A 16,078-nucleotide genomic window follows, 5' to 3' on the forward strand; every position below is an offset into this window, starting at 1 on the left:
CGGCTCTCCGAGCCGACCCGGAATGACGAGATACTTGATTGGCTTCGTTCATCTCGCCACTCACTTCGCTGCCCGCACCTCGACCGTCCCCGTGCCGGTGCGGCCGTAGCGCGAGGGATTGTACATGTCCTCGACATAGGCCTGCGGCAGCACGTATTTGCCGGGCGAGACGACGCGCACGACGTAGGCGACGGTGAACACCGCCTTGGAGTCCGAGGCACGATCCACGGCTGCGGTGAAACGGTCGTCACGGAACTCGGTATCCGCGGGCTCCGCACCGTCCTCGATCCAGTCCAGCGTGCCGCTGTCGCCCGACGACACCAGCTTCGGATTGTCGATCTCGAGGCCCGCCGGCAGATAGTCGGACACCATGATGTGGCCGTACTCGGGCTTGGCTTCCGTAATCTTCAACACCACGGCGTAGCGATCGTTCTGCCTGACCTTGCTGATATCGGCCGGCTTGCCGTCGAGCGTAAAATAGTTCCGCTCGATCTTGAAGCCGTTCGACGCCGCCGGCTCCGGCGTGACCGGCGAGCCCGACACCGAGATCACCGCCTGCACCGGCGCATCGCCGGTGTTGGTGATCTTCAGCGGCTTGCCGCTCAGCGCGTCAGCCTTGTAGCTGCGGTAGAGCGCGGTCTTGACCGGCTGGCCGTCGACATCGATCGACAGGTTCTCCTTGGCAAGCGCCCGCGCCGCCAGCACCAACCACGCATTCTCCTGCGTGGAGGTGTAGGGCGTGAGCCCGCGCGCGGTTTCGACCCGCGCCACGGCCTGCGTCAGCGTTGCCTTCGGCGCGTTGCCTTCGCTCGCGAGGGAAACGAGCGCTGCGGCGTCTCGAAGCTGCGAGCCGTAGTCGCTGCGGCCGAACTCCAGCACCGGCTTTGGCGCGAGGCTGTCGAGCGCTGCACCATAGACCCGCTCGGCGCGGTTGCGGTCGCCGACCAGGGCGAGCGCGGCCGCAAGCTGAGACTTGGCGATCGGCGTCGCCAGATTGCTCAGCTTGGTGTCGGCGAGATAGCGGAGGTCGCCGATCGGCGCAGCACCGTTGCGGGCGAGCACGTAGAGGCCGTATGCGAGATCGCGGCCGCCGTCCTTCTCCGGCTCGTTGCCGTTGACGACGGAGTTGCGGATACGATCCAGCGCGTTCTTGAATAGGACGTCAGGCACCACAAAGCCCTTTTCACGAGCGCGGGTGAGGAAATCAGTCACGTATGCATCGAGCCACGCATCGTCACCGCCCGCCGACCACAGGCCGAACGAGCCGTTCGAGCCCTGGCGCGCCAAGAGCCGCTCGATCGCATCGCGGATGCGCTGGTCGACCTCGGTGTCCATGGCCAGATGCGCCCCGGCCGCGAGATCGTTGACGTAGAGCAGCGGCATCGCGCGGCTGGTGATCTGCTCCGAGCAGCCATAGGGATAGCGGTCGAGCGCTTTGAGGATCGTCGCCGCATCGAGCGCGGTCGACAGGCTCGCCGAGACCGAGACGCTGCCGGTGCCCGGCACGAGGTCGGAGAACATGTCCGAGGTCAGCGTCAGGCTCTCACCCTTCGCCAGCGTGCGGATCGAACGCCGCGCCAGGACTTGCGTCGCCGCCTTGACGTCGAGCGCATAGTGGCGCGCGAGGGCCAGTCCATTCGGCCCCCTGATGTCGACGTCGAGCGTCGCCGGACCCGCCGCGGTCGCATCGAGCGCCAATGCAAACGAATTGCGCTGCTTGGCGGCGAGCTTGACGGTGGTGGCAGCATTGCCTGACGTCTTCACCGGGCCGCCGGTCTTGACGCTGATGACGTAGTCGCCAGCCTGGCCCTCGACATTGTCGACCTCGAGATTGACCGTGCCGTGGTCGCCATTGAGCAGGAAGCGCGGCAGCGTCGTGGTCAGCACGACGGGATCGCGGATCACGACGTCGGTGTTGGCGCGGCCGAGCTTTGTCGCCGTCCAAGCCACCGCCATCACGCGCGCGGTGCCGGCGAAATCAGGAATGTCGAAGCTGACTTCGGCCGTGCCGTCGGCGCCAACCGTGACGATGCCGGAATAGAGCGCCAGCGGTTTCTGCGCGGGCGGCGACCCCTGCAGCTCGGCAGCCCCTGCGTCGCCACCGGATTTGATCTGGCCGCGCGTCCCCGACATGCCGTCGATCAGTTGCCCATAGAGATCGCGGATCTCGGCGCTCAACTGGCGCTGGCCGAGATAATAATCATCCGGCGCCGGCGGCTTGTAATTGGTGAGGTTGAGGATGCCGACATCGACCGCAGCGATCACCACCTTGGCGTGCTCGCCGGGATTGAGCCCGTCGAGCTTGACCGGGATCTTCAGCATCGAATTCGGCCGGATCAGATCCGGCGGCGTCAGCTTGACGGAAAGCGTGCGGGCCTGCTTGTCGATGCCGAACCATTTCAAGCCGATCGCACGGCCCGGCATGCGCTGGGCCGCCGCATCGAGTGGACGGCGCAGCGTCGCCACCACATAGGCACCGGTGCCCCAGTCTCGGCCGACCGGGATCTTCACCTGCGCAGTGCCTTCCTTGACGTCGATGGTTTGTGTGGTCAGCAGGCGGTCACCGACGACGTTGACGGTGAGCTTGCCGGCGGTGCGCGCATTGACCGACACAGTCATCGTGTCGCCGGAGGCATATTGCGGCTTGTCGATCGATGTCTCCAGCAGGTCCGGCGTGTCGGCACTGCCGTCCGAATACCAGCCGACGTCGAACTGCACCGAGGTCACCGGGCCATCCGCATCGTTCGACTTCACGTCCAGCCGGTAGCGGCCAGGGCGCGGCGCCAGCGAGATGCGGGACGGCTTGTCGGCGGCGATCGTGACGTCACCGTCGGCGACGCGCGACGTCGACTTGACCGGCTCGTACTCCCAGTAATTGTTCTGGCGATACCACTGGTAACGCGACTCCATCTTCAGGAGTTCGTAGCGCAGCCCGTCGCGGGCAAGCGTCTTGCCCTCGGGGGAGACGAAAACGACATCGAACTCGGCCTTGTCGCCTTCCGCGACGTTCTTGTCGCCGAACAGCGGCTTGATGCCGATCAGCGCGGTCGCGGGCGCGACCGGCAGCACCAGCTTGCGCTCGACGGCGCGCCCACCCGTCTCGACCATGCGGATGAAGATCTGCGCCTCCTGCGGACGCGTCGAGGCCGGCTGCTTCTCCAGCGTCACCGGGAAGGTCGCAACGCCGTTGGCGTCGGCGTCCGGCAAATTCTCCAGCGGCGTGCGCTCATTCGAGGTGGTCTCTTCGTCGGCGACACCGAACTGGTAGCCGGCAAAGCCCGGCCGTTCGGCCGCCGGTGCGATCAGCATGTCGCCTTCGAGGCTGAGGCCCGACGCCGGCGCGCCATAGAGGAAATGACCGTCGGCCTTGAGCTCCACAGGAGCGTTAGCTTTGATCAGCTTGTCCTTGGCGGACAAGTCGAATTCGATCCGGTCAGGAACGTAATCCTCGACCATGAACGTGGTCTCGCCGACCGAAGAGCCCTTCGGATCGGTGAACGCGCGTACCCGCCAGGTCCCGGTCGGAACGGCCGAGTTGAGCGGCACGGCCAGCGTGCGGCCGCCGGCGCCTTGGTCAGCGAGCATGGCGCGGCGAAACTCGACGCCATCCGGGCGCTCGATCACCAGGGTCAGCGGCCCGCCATTGACGGCATTGCCCTGCCCGTCGCGCAGCAGCGCGGTGAGGTAGACGGTCTCGCTGGAGCGATAGACGCCGCGCTCGGCATAGACGAAGGCATCGGCGCCCGCAGGCACCGCGCGGCCCGCGACGCCGCGGTCGGACAGGTCGAAGGCCGAGGTCTTCAGGCTGAGGAAGGCATAGTCGGCCTTCTCGCCGGTGACCGTCAGCATTGCCGGCGACAGGCCGCCCTCGCCGCGCGCCAGGCCCGCCTCGAACAGCACATGGCCTGCATCGTCGGTCTTGCGCGTCGCCAGGATCTCGTTGTTGCGCGCGACCAGCCGCACCTCGGCTTTGCCGACCGGATCGGTCGAGGCCAGCGAATTGACGAAGACGTGGATGCCGTCATTGCCGGAATAGGCCGTGACGCCGAGATCGGACACGATGAACCATTGGGTGGCGAGCTGATAGTCATCGTCACTGCCCGGCCCCTTGGCCGCCGCCGTCATCACGTAGACGCCGGGCTGGAGCTCGCCCAGCGCCTGGTCGACCGGAAAAGCGGTGATGACGTCCTGGTTCAGATTCATCGCGGTCGCGAGCTCGCCGGACCAGACCTTTACGCCACGCTCGTCCCCGAGATCCGAGAGCTGATATTTCGACAGCGTCTTCTGGAAGTCGCTGTCCACCACCGTGTTGATCAGATTGCGATCGCCGATGCGGAACACGTTGATGTTCACCGCGGTCGTGTTGACGCTGACCACGGGAATGCCGCGCTGGCCGGTACGCGGCAGCACATAGGCGCGGCTGGTGAAGCGCACGAACGGCTTGCGGTCGCGCACATAGATGTTGAACTCGGCCGATTTCGGCAGGCCTTCCTTGACGGTCGACGGCAGACCTGCGCGCAGATTGACGTTGTAGCGCTCGCCGTGCTTCAGCCCGTCGACGCAGAGCTGCTTGCCCTCGGCCGACAGCGCCGGCTTGTCTGTGCCTGCCAGCGCCAGAAACGGCGCGAAATCTGTGCGCTTGGCGAGTTCTTCCGAGAACTGGAAGCAGGCGCGCGGGCTCGCCGAATCCGAGTCCACGGTATAGTCGAGCAGCCGGAAGCCGTGCTCGTCGCGCAGCTTCTCATACTGACCACGGACATCCGCGACCTCGCGCATATCCAGCGACAGCCGCAATGCGTCCAACGCCGGCCGGAACAGATGCCGTTCGGCGAGCGATTTGCCGAGCACGGCGAGCGCATCGGCTTCCTCGCCCGCATTGCCCGCACGCATGTAAGCGATGTAGGCGGCAGCCGAAGCGCGCTCCCAGAGGAATGTCTGCTCGCTCGAGCTCTTCGGCGTGATCTGGAAGATGACTTTTGCGAGCCGCAGCCAGTTGCCGGCGTCCTCTGGCGTGGTCGCGGCGATCTGGCCGAGCACCGAGAGGCCGGTACGGTAGTCGTTGCGCTTGAAGGCGGCGTCGGCGTCCGTCTTCAGCGTCGCATTGGTCTTGCCGACCGGCCCCGCCTCGCTCTTGATCTGCGCCTCCAGCTTGATCGCGGAATCGGCGAGATCGTCGCGCCTGAACGCCTTGTCTGCGGCATGGGCCGCTCCCAGGCCAAACGCCAGCACGGCGCAGAATGTGACGGCGCGAACCAGACCGATCATGAAGGCACTCCCGGAAATCGCGGACGAACGCCGCGGCGGCGCTAAACTGCGCGGAAAGGGTGACAGACTCAAGGCGGGGGAACCGAAGGTGCAAAACGTCGCATTCGCCATGGCAAGGCACGCCCAGAGGAGACCGATTTAGATATCGCCGCGCACGCCGTCCTGAGGCGCAGGCAATACCTGAAACAGTCGACCGGCGACCGTGTCCCGGAAGCTGGCCAACGTTGCCGGCGACGTGATCCGTCGTCCAGTCCGCTGCCGCTCAACCCGGCACCCTGACACTCCACCGTTCCGCTTTGTCGCGCCAGTGAGGAAAACGGTTCGGTTCAGACTTGGCGAAAGACCGGATTTTTCATATTGGCATGCTATATGAACAGCCGGCCCCCAATCGGGACGGCCCAGGACGGTCCCGTAGCTCAACTGGATAGAGCATCAGATTTCTACTCTGAGGGTTGCAGGTTCGATTCCTGCCGGGATCGCCAAGCCTCGGTCTTGTCGAAGTGCGCCAGCGTTCATCCTAACACGCCACCCGTCGCTCGCTTGCCGATCTGCCGTCTTTCACGAACGCGTGGGTTGGCTCGTCCGGGCTTTGAACCGGGCGGAGGCGCCCTATCTATCGGCGGCGAGCGAAGTGCGCTCGATTTAGGACTGCTGATGCCGCGCGCCGAATTGACGAGAATGGGAATCGCCTTCGTGGTGGCGATCGTTGCGATGTCGTTTCTGGCGCTCGATGCGATCGTGGACGTCAACTCAAGCGCAATCGCAGGGCGCATCGAGGCGGCGCGCGCGTCCATTGCGGATGCCGCCATGGCTCAGCACCAACCCGCCTTCATCGTTCAGGCCTGGACACGCCACGGCCAGGAGGAGCCGGCCTTGGAGCATTGCCTCGCGATCGAGTGATTCAAGCACGCCAGCAAGTCAGCCCGCCATCCTGACAACTCGGCCGGTTTGCTTGTTCACGGTCCGATTCCGCTCCGTTCGCGGCGCACGAATCACAATCGGAAAAACCCTCACGGCGTATGTCCTAACGCCGCGTTTCGTCCAACCAGTCCGTCGACACATTCGCAGTGCGAGCACACGCCGAATCCGGCGCGGATCGTTTGCGGCATCCGACAAAATGCGCATTGGCGTGGAACGAGATCACGACCCGCAGGTTGGATGTGACGAAACAGAGTGGTGCCGACCTACCACCCCCCGGTCGGCTTTGAAGGACCCCGTGCTTGTCCCCCCGAGCACGGGGCTTTCTCATGACTGGTGACGAGACTGAACCGGACGCACTTTCCTGTCAGACAACGATCAGCTTCTCCGCTCGTCGTCGCGACGATCGCGGGCGAGCTGATGCCAGGCAAGGGCCAGTTCGATGAGTCGTTGCCGGTCCGGGCCTTCGGACGCCGCTGCGCGCTTCATCGCCGCCTCGGCTTCGTGCTGTGGGTCGTACGTCATACACATGAAGCCAAGTCTAGCCGGCCGATATGAACAAATACGTGGCAATTTCGTCCGTATGATTGCGGAGGAAAAAGTCGCATCGGCGCGCAGTTTCCTCACGATATTACCGCGATCCATTGGCGGGCGGCTGCGTGCGGCGCAAACTCACCTTTGTGCAGTAGCAACCCCCGCCGAAACGCAAAGACGTCAGTGACAACGCCAACGGCGCCGGCATTCGTATTTTCATAAACTGAGGCCGACTGCCCCCGAGGCCGGATGTCATTCCGCTGCATCTGTGAATTGCATCACAGCCAAGTTTCCGCCCGTTCGCTAAACACCACGCTACGCAAGACAAGAACACGCGACCCGGGACGGAGCGGCTGATCTTCTCATGGCTCACAAGGCAGAAGCGGCGGCACAGGCTGGCACATCATCCCGCAAGACCGACCTGTTCGGTCTCGCCCTTCTCGCCACCGTCGTCCTGGTGATGACGGCTTGGATCGGCGGCCTGGTGTGGGCTGCGATGGCGTTCATGACCTGGCTCGTCGGCTAACGCTCAACGCCGTCGCGCGCGCAAACGCAAAAGAGGCGGGCACTGGGCCCGCCTCTTCTCAGTCAGATTTCGCTCGAGAGCATCAGTAGCAGGCGCGCGGGTCGGCCTGCACGTACTGGCCGCTTGGATAGCGGTAGTAGCAATTGCCCTGGGCAAAATAATAACCGGGTCGCGACGCGGCGGTCGCGCCGGCGATGGCACCGGTCGCACCGCCGATCACGGCGCCTGCGGCTGCACCCGTGGCGTTGCCCGAAAGCAGACCACCGAGCACACCGCCGACGAGGGCCCCGCCGAGCGCACTCGCGCCGGGATCGGCGGGCGGCGGTGGAGGCGGCGGCGGTTCATAGGCGACCGGCGGACCGGGCGGCGCGTAGGCCACCGGCGCATCGTCGATATAGTCCTCGGAGATGTAGGCGGGCGGGCCATCCATCCGCTGCGGATAATAGTACCAGACGCCGCCGACATCCCACCACCAGCCGGCCCGGCCGTTGTGGACCTCGTGGCGCCAGCGTCCGCCGTCCCAGGCCAGATTGCCGCGGTAGGCATGCCCGCCCCAGTCGCGCATCGGTACTGGCCCGCGTGCCATGTGGCGACCGGGACCGGGAGGCGGGCCTCCGGCATGACGTTGGCCGGGACCTGCTCCTGGACCCGCATGGGCCTGCCCGCCCGGCGGAGGCGCCGGGTGCGTCGCCTGCTGCGGCGGAGGCCCCTTGCGCATGTTCTGATTGGCCGGGGGCGGAGCACCGGCGCCCTGCCCCGGCGGCTGTCCGCCGCCCTTGGGCGGACCCGCGTCCTGCGCTTGCGCCGACAACGCCAGCAGGGACATGGCCGAAACCATGGGAATGATGATCTTCATGCGGCTGGACGCACTCATTCGTGCCTACCCCTCAACTTCCAGAAAATGCCGTGGTTAAGGCGCGACAGACGATTCGGAGCGCGCCTGACTGATGCCGGCTGACATAACTGACCTGCCAAAGCCGGCCGTGTCCCGTTACAAATGTTTAAGATCACGGCAATTTTTCGGCCCGGGGGGCCGCGAGACTGCTCTAGCGCGCCGGCTCGATCACATTGCAATTGGTGCGCCCCGACATCAGGCAGTCCTGCATCTTGCTGGCCGCGGTGAGATCGCGGGCGAGCCACAAGCCGATACCGAGGATGACGGCGGCAATGATCAGCCCGGCGATCGCGCCCCGGCGATTGTCGCCGGATTGGGGCTTTGCCGGTGCACCGGGTTTTTTGGCGGGGCCAGGCTTGGATTCGGGCTTGGACTCAAAATTGGACATGGAGACCCTGTCGCTCGGCGAGGCGCTTTATCACCTCTGCAACGTCGCGTCACATCCAGCCCGGTACCCTCGGGACTCAGCCCTTGGTCGGCAGTAGCGCTTCCTTGCGCGAGGTCTCGACCGCCGGGATCACCTGTTGCCCGCGCGGCGCGCAGCTCGTCAGGATGAACGCGGTCTGGGTGCACTCCCAGGCGGCCCCCAGAACGGCGCTCTCGATGGGCTGGGGACGCGCGGCCAACAGCACCGCGCCTGCGACCGCCACTGCGGCGACCGTGATTGCAAGGGCTTTCAGGCTCAGCCGGAAAAACATCATGCCCGTGCTCCGTCTCGTTGGGGCGGACGCTAGGCGCCGCCGCTGGGTGCCCTTATGAGGGACATCACAATTCGGCAGTTTTTCCGGGCTACGATGGATCGGCTGGTTCAGCGATTTCGTGGACCTGATCGGCTGCGATTATGGGTGGCTTCGCGGCGCGCGGCGATGTACACGCTTCTGCGTCGCGTGGCGCCTGCTTGTGCCCAGCCGACGTACCAACACGCAGTGATGTAGGACTGAAAGCGAGGAAGACAAGGCTCGTCGATGAGTGGATTCAGGGAACCCGGCTTCGCAGACCGGCAAAAGGCGGCGCAGGACGCACGCAAAAATCTTTTGAACAAATTCAAGTCGCAGCCCGGGCCCGATGACCCAGCGGTTGCGGCGAAGCGTGCCGAGCGCGAAGCGCTCGCGGCCAAGCGCGCCGAGGCAAAAGCTACGCGCGAAGCCGAAAAGGCCGAGCAGAAGCGTCTCGCGGAAGAGGCTGCAGCGGCCGAGGCCGCGCGGATAGCCCGTGAGGCAGAGGAAGCGATCGCCAGGCAAGCTGAGCTCGAAGCCGAGCAGAAGGCCAAGCGCGACGCCCGTTACGCCGCCCGCAAGGCCAAGCGGAAGTAAGCTTCAACAGAATTTGACCTGAAGCGCATTTGCTTCAGGTCAAATCATGACGGATCAGCCGGGTGCGCGCGAACACGCGACGCGACGACGGAGTCCGGGTCGAAACCGGCTCGAGCGCATGGCCGGCGCGCCTGATCGAGGCGACCGGGGTGACGGCAGGAGATCAGTTCTTCTTCATCATCCCGTCGTCCTTCTTCATGCCGTCCTTCGACATCGTGTCCTTCTTCATGCCGTCGTCCTTGGACATGTGATCTTTCTTCATGCTGTCCTTGGACATCGTGTCCTTCTTCATCATGCCGTCGTCCTTGCCCATCTTGTCCTGGGCGAAAGCGGCCGGCGACAGCGCAAGGCCAAGCGAGAGAGCGGCAGCCGAGACGCCGAGCACGATGCGGGTGCGAATGGTCATGAGAAATCTTCCCTTCGAGGTGATGTTTGTCAGCGACGTGTGCCGCTAAACAATCTCGACGGATCGATGCACGTCCTTGTTACGCGAGATCCTAGATTTTTTCGGAGGCCGTGGGGCGCGCCTCGCCCGATCGTCACCTGATGTACGGCGTTAACGATCGGAACATCAGGCCGGGCGTGTGCAGCGCAGCAAGACGAACACTTGCCGCGGCATTCCGTCTCGCCCTATCAAATGAGAGAACTCCGGGTTGAAGACAGGCTAGGATGGCCTCCGCGCCGGTCTCATCTCATCACCCACCCAGATCACGTCCAACAAGAACCGTCCGAAGAACCGCTCCAGGGGGATACTCCAATGCTCACGCGCCGCCATCTGCTCACGACCGCCGTCGTCGCACCCGCCATTCTTCGCTTCGGCATCGGCACCGCGCATGCCGCGACCGCGCTGAAGATCTCGCACCAATTCCCCGGCGGCACCATCGACAAGGGCGATTTCCGCGACCGGCTGTGCCGCATGTTCGCAGCCGAAGTCAGCAAGCGCAGCAACGGCGACATCGCGGCCGAGATCTATCCGAACTCCTCGCTGATCAAGACGAACGCGCAGTTCTCCGCGATGCGCAAGGGCGCGCTCGACATCTCGCTCTATCCGATGCCGTATGCCGGCGGCGAACTCCCCGAGACCAATATCGGCCTGATGCCCGGCCTCGTCACCACCTACGACCAGGGCATGCGCTGGAAGAAGGAGCCGGTCGGCAAGGCGCTGACCGACTTCCTCGCCGACAAGGGCATCATCCTGCTCACCTGGGTTTGGCAGGCCGGCGGCGTCGCCAGCCGCTCCAAGCCGATCGTGGCGCCGGAAGATGCCAAGGGCATGAAGGTGCGCGGCGGCTCGCGCGAGATGGACATGGTGCTCCAGACCGCCGGCGCCTCGGTGCTGTCGGTGCCCTCCAACGAAATCTACGCGGCGATGCAGACCGGCGCGTGCGACGCCGGTATCACCTCCTCCACCAGCCTGATCTCGTTCCGCCTCGAAGAGGTCGCGAAGTCGCTGACCTCTGGTGCGGGCGCGTCCTACTGGTTCATGCTCGAGCCGCTGATGATGTCGAAGGCGATCTTCGACAAGCTGCCGAAGAACCAGCAGGACATCCTGGTCGCCGTCGGTCAGGAGCTCGAGGCCTTCGGCCGAAAGGGCGCGCAGGATGACGACATCGAGGTTGCCAAGGTCTACGAGAAGGCCGGCGCCAAGGTCTCGGCGCTCGACGCCGCGACCGTCGGCAAGTGGCGCGACATCGCGCGCGACACCGCGTGGAAGGATTACGGCGCCAAGACCGCGACCGCCGCGAACCTGCTCAAGCTCGCCTCCGACGTCGCTGCATGAGCCACGGTCCGCTGACGGATCGTGACGACACGGCGAACACTGCCGCAGGAACCGGCCTTGCGGCAGTGCTCGATCGCGGCCTCGCCATCCTCAATCGCGTCATCGTCGTGTTCGCAGCGCTGGCGCTGGTCGCGGCCTGCGCCATCCTGAGCTACAGCGTGCTGAGCCGCGCGCTGTTCAAGGCCGCCAATTACTGGCAGGACGAGGCGGCCGTGTTCCTGCTGGTCGGCGCGACCTTCATGACGGCAGCCTATGTACAGCAGAGCCGCGGCCATATCGGCATCGAAGCCTTCGTCGGCCTGCTGTCGCCCCTTGCGAACAAAATCCGGCTCTGGATCGTCGACGTCGCGACATTCCTGTTCTGCGCCTTCTTCACCTGGAAGTCGTGGACGCTGACCCACGAGGCCTATGTCGACGGCCAGGTCTCGAACTCGATGTGGTCGCCGCCGCTCGCCATTCCCTATTCCCTGATGGCGCTCGGCATGAGCCTGCTCTGCGTCCAGATCCTCGTGCAGCTGGCGCTGCCTTTCGCGGGAGCCAGGCGTCCATGAGCGTTTTCGGCATCGGCGTCGCTTATGGGCTCGTGACGCTGCTCGTGATGTTCTCGGGCATGCCGATCGCATTCGCGCTCGGCGCGGTCGCGGTCGCGTTCATGGGCATCTACATGCCCGCGGCCTCGCTCGATACGGTGACGCAGAACGTCTATGAGGAGATGGCCTCGATCACGCTGCTGTCGATCCCGCTCTTCATCCTCAAGGGCGCCGCGATCGGCAAATCGCGCGCCGGCCAGGACCTCTATTCCGCCCTGCATGCCTGGCTGCATCGCGTGCCGGGCGGTCTCGGCGTTGCCAACGTGTTCGCCTGCGCGCTGTTCGCGGCGATGGCCGGCTCGAGCCCGGCGACCTGCTCGGCGATCGGTTCGGCCGGCATCCCCGAGATGCGCAAGCGCGGCTATTCCGGCGGTTTCGCGGCCGGCATCATTGCCGCCGGCGGCACGCTCGGCATTTTGCTGCCGCCGTCGATCACCATGATCCTGTTTGCAGTCGCTGCCGAGAAGTCGCTGGGGCGCCTGTTCCTCGCCGGCATCGGCCCCGGCCTGCTGCTGGTCTCGCTGTTCGGATTCTATGCGGTCTTCCGCTTTCGCCAGGAATATGCCGCGGCCGAAGCCGCCTACAAGAACGGCGGCCCCGAGGCCGCCATTCTCGCCCGCGACGAGTACACGCTCGCCGAACGCTTCAGCGTGCTGCCGCGCGTGATCCCGTTCGTGCTGCTCCTGACCGGCGTCATGGCAGCGCTCTATGGCGGCTTCGCCACGCCGTCGGAGACGGCCGGCCTCGGCGGCCTCCTGGCGCTCGGGCTGATCGCGGCGATCTACGGCGTGTGGCGGCCCGAAGATCTCGGCCCGATCATGAAGTCGACGATCCGGGAATCCACCATGCTGATGATGATCATCGGCATGTCGCTGCTCTATTCCTACGTGATGAGCTATCTGCACATCTCGCAATCGGCGGCCGAATCCGTCGTCGCGATGCATCTGCCGCGCTGGGGGCTGTTGTTCGCGATCCTCGTCATGGTGGTCGTGCTCGGCTTCTTCCTGCCGCCGGTGTCGATCATCCTGATGACCGCGCCGATCATCCTGCCGCCGCTCCGCGCCGCCAATTTCGACATCATCTGGTTCGGCGTGGTCATGACCATCGTGATGGAGATGGGACTGATCCATCCACCCGTCGGCCTCAACATCTTCGTCATCCGCAACGTTGCTCCCGACATTTCGCTGAGCGAAGTGATCTGGGGCACGCTGCCCTTCGTGCTCTTGATGATGGCCGCGGTGCTGCTGCTGTGCCTGGTGCCGGAGATTTCGACCTGGCTGCCGGACCTGGTGATGGGGCCGGACGGGAGCAGGTAGCGCCCTCTCCGCCGGAGGACTAGTCTAGGAGGCGGCCCGCTTCTTCTTCGCGTTCAGCGCAGAGGCCACGCGGCTCACGGGCGGCTTGCCCAGCACGACACTCATCGCGTTGGTCGCCGCCAGCAGCTTCTCCATGTCGACGCCGGTCTTCACGCCCATGCCCTCAAGCATGTAGACGACGTCTTCGGTCGCGACATTGCCGGTCGCGCCGGGCGCATAGGGACAGCCGCCGAGCCCACCGGCGGCGGCATCGATGACCCGGACACCCTCCTCCATCCCGGCATAGAGATTGGCGAGCGCCTGACCGTAAGTGTCGTGGAAATGCATCGCGAGTTTTGCCGGCGGGATATTGGCGCTGACCGCGCGCAGCATCTCCTTCGCCTTGTCGGGCGTGCCGACGCCGATGGTATCGCCGAGCGAGATCTCGTAGCAGCCGAGCTCCCACAGCGTGCTCGCAAGATCTGCGACCGCCTTCGGCTTGATCTCGCCGTCGAAAGGACAGCCGAGCACGCAGGAGATATAGCCGCGCACCGGGACGCCGTCGGCCTTGGCACGCGCCAGCACCGGCTTGAACCGCTCGATGGATTCCGCGACGGTGCAATTGATGTTGGCGCGCGAAAAGCCTTCCGAGGCTGCGGCGAACACAGACACCACTTTCGCGCCCGCGGCGCGGGCGGCGTCATAGCCCTTCTCGTTCGGCACCAGCACGTGGAATTCGGCGTTCTTGATCTGGCTCACGCCGCGCAGCACGGCGTCCGAGCTTGCCATCTGAGGGATCGCCTTGGGCGAGACGAACGCGCCGACCTCAACCGTATCGAGCCCGGCGGCGACCAGCGCCTCGATGAAGGCGATGCGAGCCTCGACGCTCACAGGCGTCTTCTCGTTCTGGAGGCCGTCGCGCGGCCCCATCTCGATGATGCGGACGGGTTCGCTCATGTCACTCCCCGGAAGCCTCGACCACAGCGAGCTCGATGCCTTCCTGAACGATATCGCCGACCTTGCACTTGATCGATTTCAGCACACCGGCATAGGGCGCCCGCAGCGTCTGCTCCATTTTCATCACTTCCAGCGTGAGAATGGGGGCGCCCTTCTCGAGCTCGGCGCCCTCCTCGGCCAGCACGGCGACGACGGTGCCCGGCAGCGGCGCCGCGATCTTGTCTTCGCCGACATGCTCCTCGCTCTCGCCGCCGAACGGATCGACCCAGTGCAGGTCGAAGCGGCCGTTGCGTGTACGCAAGTAGAGCTCGTGACCGTCGATCACGACGGCAACGGAGGACTTGACGCCATCCAGCGTCAGATCGAAGCCGCCATCCTTCGGCGCAACCGTGAACGCCAGCTCACGCTCGCCGATAACGAGCGTCGACGGGCCGCTGCCATAGTTCAGCGTGATCTTCTGCTCGGACCCATGCCCGACGCGGAACGCAAAATTGCGCTGGCGGCGGCCGACCGGCTGCCAGCCAAAGATCTGCCAGGGTGACGCCGCCTCACCTAGCGCTACCTGTCGCTCGTCATTGACGATTGCGGCAACCGCGGCACACAGCTCGAGCTCGCCGGGCGCCGACGGGGCCTGCGTCAGCACCGCCAGCTCGCGCTCGATGAAGCCGGTGTCGATCGCATTCGCCCGCACCTTCGGATGCGTGATCAGCGCCGACAGGAACGGGATATTGGTGACGATGCCGCGGACATCGGAATCTTCCAGGCCGCGGTTGAGCCGATCGATCGCGACATCGCGCGTCGGCGCCCATGCGATCATTTTGGCGAGCATCGCATCGTAATACGGCGAGACGCTATCGCCCTCGCGATAGCCGGCATCGATGCGCAGGCCGCCGGTCTCGGCCGGCAAACGCCATGTCGAGATCCTGCCGACCGACGGCATGAAATTCCTCGTCGGATTCTCCGCGTAGACGCGCGCCTCGATGGCATGGCCGTTGAGCTTGATCTCGTCCTGTCTCATGGGCAGCGCCTCGCCGAAGGCGACACGCAGCTGCCATTCGACGAGGTCGATCCCCGTGATCAATTCGGTCACGGGATGCTCGACCTGGAGGCGTGTGTTCATCTCGATGAAGAACACGTCCTTGCCGTCGGAGACGAACTCGATCGTGCCGGCGCCGACATAGCTCACCGCACCCGCCGCCTTCCGCGCGGCGGCACAGACCGTCTCGCGCTGGGCCGCATTGAGCGTCGGCGACGGCGCCTCCTCGATCACCTTCTGGTGCCGGCGCTGCAAGGTGCATTCGCGCTCGAACAGCGAGAGCAGATTGCCGTGGCTGTCGCCGATGATCTGCACCTCGATATGGCGGGGATTGTCGACATATTTTTCGATCAGCATGCGGTCGTCGCCGAATGCCGCCTTGGCCTCGCGCTTGGCGCTGACGATGGCCGGCGCAAGCTCGGCCGCCGAGCGCACGATGCGCATGCCGCGACCGCCGCCGCCGGCGGACGCCTTGACCAGGATCGGGAATCCGATCTTGTCGGCGGCCTTCGCCAGCGTCGCATCGTCCTGGGCCTCGCCGTGATAGCCGGGCACCAGCGGGACGCCCGCCTTCTCCATCAGTGCTTTCGAGCCTGACTTCGAGCCCATCGCCGTCATCATCTCGGCGGTCGGGCCGACGAACACGAGGCCGGCATCGAGGCAGGCCTGCGCGAACTCGGCGTTCTCCGACAGGAAGCCGTAGCCGGGATGCACGGCCTCGGCGCCGGTCTTGCGCGCGGCCTCGATCAGCCGCTCGACATCGAGGTAGCTGTCGCGGGCGCGCGCAGGCCCGAGCAGCACGGCCTCGTCCGCGAGCGCGACATGCATCGCATCGCGATCGGCTTCGGAATAGACCGCCACCGTGCGCAGACCCATGGCGCGCGCGGTGCGGATCACGCGGCAGGCGATCTCGCCCCGGTTGGCGATCAGGAGCGTGCGAAAACGGCGGTAGAGCTTTGAGCGGTCCAT

Annotated in this window: 13 protein-coding genes and 1 tRNA gene; 7 read left to right on the forward strand and 7 right to left on the reverse strand. The window is 65.3% G+C overall.

The window, feature by feature from the left end; genetic code table 11:
- Window positions 1–60 precede the first annotated feature (60 nt).
- On the reverse strand, window positions 61–5,265 hold the full coding sequence (locus XH90_RS19535) for an alpha-2-macroglobulin (RefSeq protein WP_194475981.1): 5,205 nt from the start codon (window positions 5,263–5,265) through the stop codon (window positions 61–63).
- Window positions 5,266–5,670: 405 nt separating this feature from the next.
- Here XH90_RS19535 and XH90_RS19540 point away from each other — a divergent pair.
- From XH90_RS19540 to XH90_RS19550, 3 genes are all read left to right on the forward strand, one after another.
- Window positions 5,671–5,747 (forward strand) — tRNA-Arg (locus XH90_RS19540).
- Window positions 5,748–5,838: 91 nt separating this feature from the next.
- Window positions 5,839–6,165 carry a hypothetical protein gene (locus XH90_RS19545; protein ID WP_194475982.1) on the forward strand — a complete coding sequence of 109 codons (327 nt, stop codon included), beginning with the start codon at window positions 5,839–5,841 and terminating at the stop codon, window positions 6,163–6,165.
- A 916-nt stretch (window positions 6,166–7,081) separates the two neighbouring features.
- Window positions 7,082–7,243 carry a hypothetical protein gene (locus tag XH90_RS19550; protein WP_194475983.1) on the forward strand — a complete coding sequence of 54 codons (162 nt, stop codon included), beginning with the start codon at window positions 7,082–7,084 and terminating at the stop codon, window positions 7,241–7,243.
- An 82-nt stretch (window positions 7,244–7,325) separates the two neighbouring features.
- On the opposite strand, the gene XH90_RS19555 is transcribed toward XH90_RS19550, so the two are convergent.
- The 3 genes from XH90_RS19555 to XH90_RS19565 all read right to left on the reverse strand — a co-directional run bounded on the left by XH90_RS19555 (window position 7,326) and on the right by XH90_RS19565 (window position 8,839).
- Entirely contained in the window at window positions 7,326–8,117 is a 792-nt protein-coding gene (locus tag XH90_RS19555; protein WP_194475984.1) for a hypothetical protein, read from the reverse strand.
- A 172-nt stretch (window positions 8,118–8,289) separates the two neighbouring features.
- Window positions 8,290–8,526 carry a DUF2273 domain-containing protein gene (locus tag XH90_RS19560; protein ID WP_194475985.1) on the reverse strand — a complete coding sequence of 79 codons (237 nt, stop codon included), beginning with the start codon at window positions 8,524–8,526 and terminating at the stop codon, window positions 8,290–8,292.
- A 76-nt stretch (window positions 8,527–8,602) separates the two neighbouring features.
- Window positions 8,603–8,839, reverse strand: a complete 237-nt coding sequence (locus XH90_RS19565; protein WP_194475986.1) for a hypothetical protein — start codon at window positions 8,837–8,839, stop codon at window positions 8,603–8,605.
- Window positions 8,840–9,103: 264 nt separating this feature from the next.
- On the opposite strand from XH90_RS19565, the gene XH90_RS19570 reads away from it, so the two are divergent.
- Entirely contained in the window at window positions 9,104–9,451 is a 348-nt protein-coding gene (locus XH90_RS19570) for a DUF6481 family protein (protein WP_194475987.1), read from the forward strand.
- Window positions 9,452–9,614: 163 nt separating this feature from the next.
- Here the strand turns inward: XH90_RS19570 and XH90_RS19575 are convergent, their stop codons facing one another.
- A complete protein-coding gene (locus tag XH90_RS19575; protein WP_194475988.1) occupies window positions 9,615–9,857 on the reverse strand; it encodes a pentapeptide MXKDX repeat protein in 243 nt (80 codons plus the stop codon).
- Window positions 9,858–10,208: 351 nt separating this feature from the next.
- On the opposite strand from XH90_RS19575, the gene dctP reads away from it, so the two are divergent.
- The 3 genes from dctP to XH90_RS19590 are packed head-to-tail and all read left to right on the forward strand — an operon-like array spanning window position 10,209 to window position 13,137.
- Window positions 10,209–11,231, forward strand: a complete 1,023-nt coding sequence (dctP, locus tag XH90_RS19580) for a TRAP transporter substrate-binding protein DctP (protein WP_194475989.1) — start codon at window positions 10,209–10,211, stop codon at window positions 11,229–11,231.
- A complete protein-coding gene (locus XH90_RS19585) occupies window positions 11,228–11,782 on the forward strand; it encodes a TRAP transporter small permease (RefSeq protein ID WP_194475990.1) in 555 nt (184 codons plus the stop codon). Before dctP ends, XH90_RS19585 begins: the two co-directional genes overlap by 4 nt.
- The gene (locus XH90_RS19590) at window positions 11,779–13,137 is read left to right on the forward strand and encodes a TRAP transporter large permease (RefSeq protein WP_194475991.1); all 1,359 of its coding nucleotides are present in this window, start codon (window positions 11,779–11,781) and stop codon (window positions 13,135–13,137) included. Before XH90_RS19585 ends, XH90_RS19590 begins: the two co-directional genes overlap by 4 nt.
- A gap of 24 nt (window positions 13,138–13,161) precedes the next feature.
- Here the strand turns inward: XH90_RS19590 and XH90_RS19595 are convergent, their stop codons facing one another.
- Window positions 13,162–14,073 (reverse strand): hydroxymethylglutaryl-CoA lyase, encoded by a 912-nt coding sequence (locus XH90_RS19595; protein WP_194475992.1) that lies wholly within the window; start codon window positions 14,071–14,073, stop codon window positions 13,162–13,164.
- Between the two features lies 1 nt (window position 14,074).
- A complete protein-coding gene (locus XH90_RS19600; RefSeq protein WP_194475993.1) occupies window positions 14,075–16,078 on the reverse strand; it encodes an acetyl/propionyl/methylcrotonyl-CoA carboxylase subunit alpha in 2,004 nt (667 codons plus the stop codon).

The sequence above is a fragment of the Bradyrhizobium sp. CCBAU 53338 genome (genome assembly GCF_015291665.1).
In the GTDB taxonomy this organism is placed as follows: domain Bacteria; phylum Pseudomonadota; class Alphaproteobacteria; order Rhizobiales; family Xanthobacteraceae; genus Bradyrhizobium.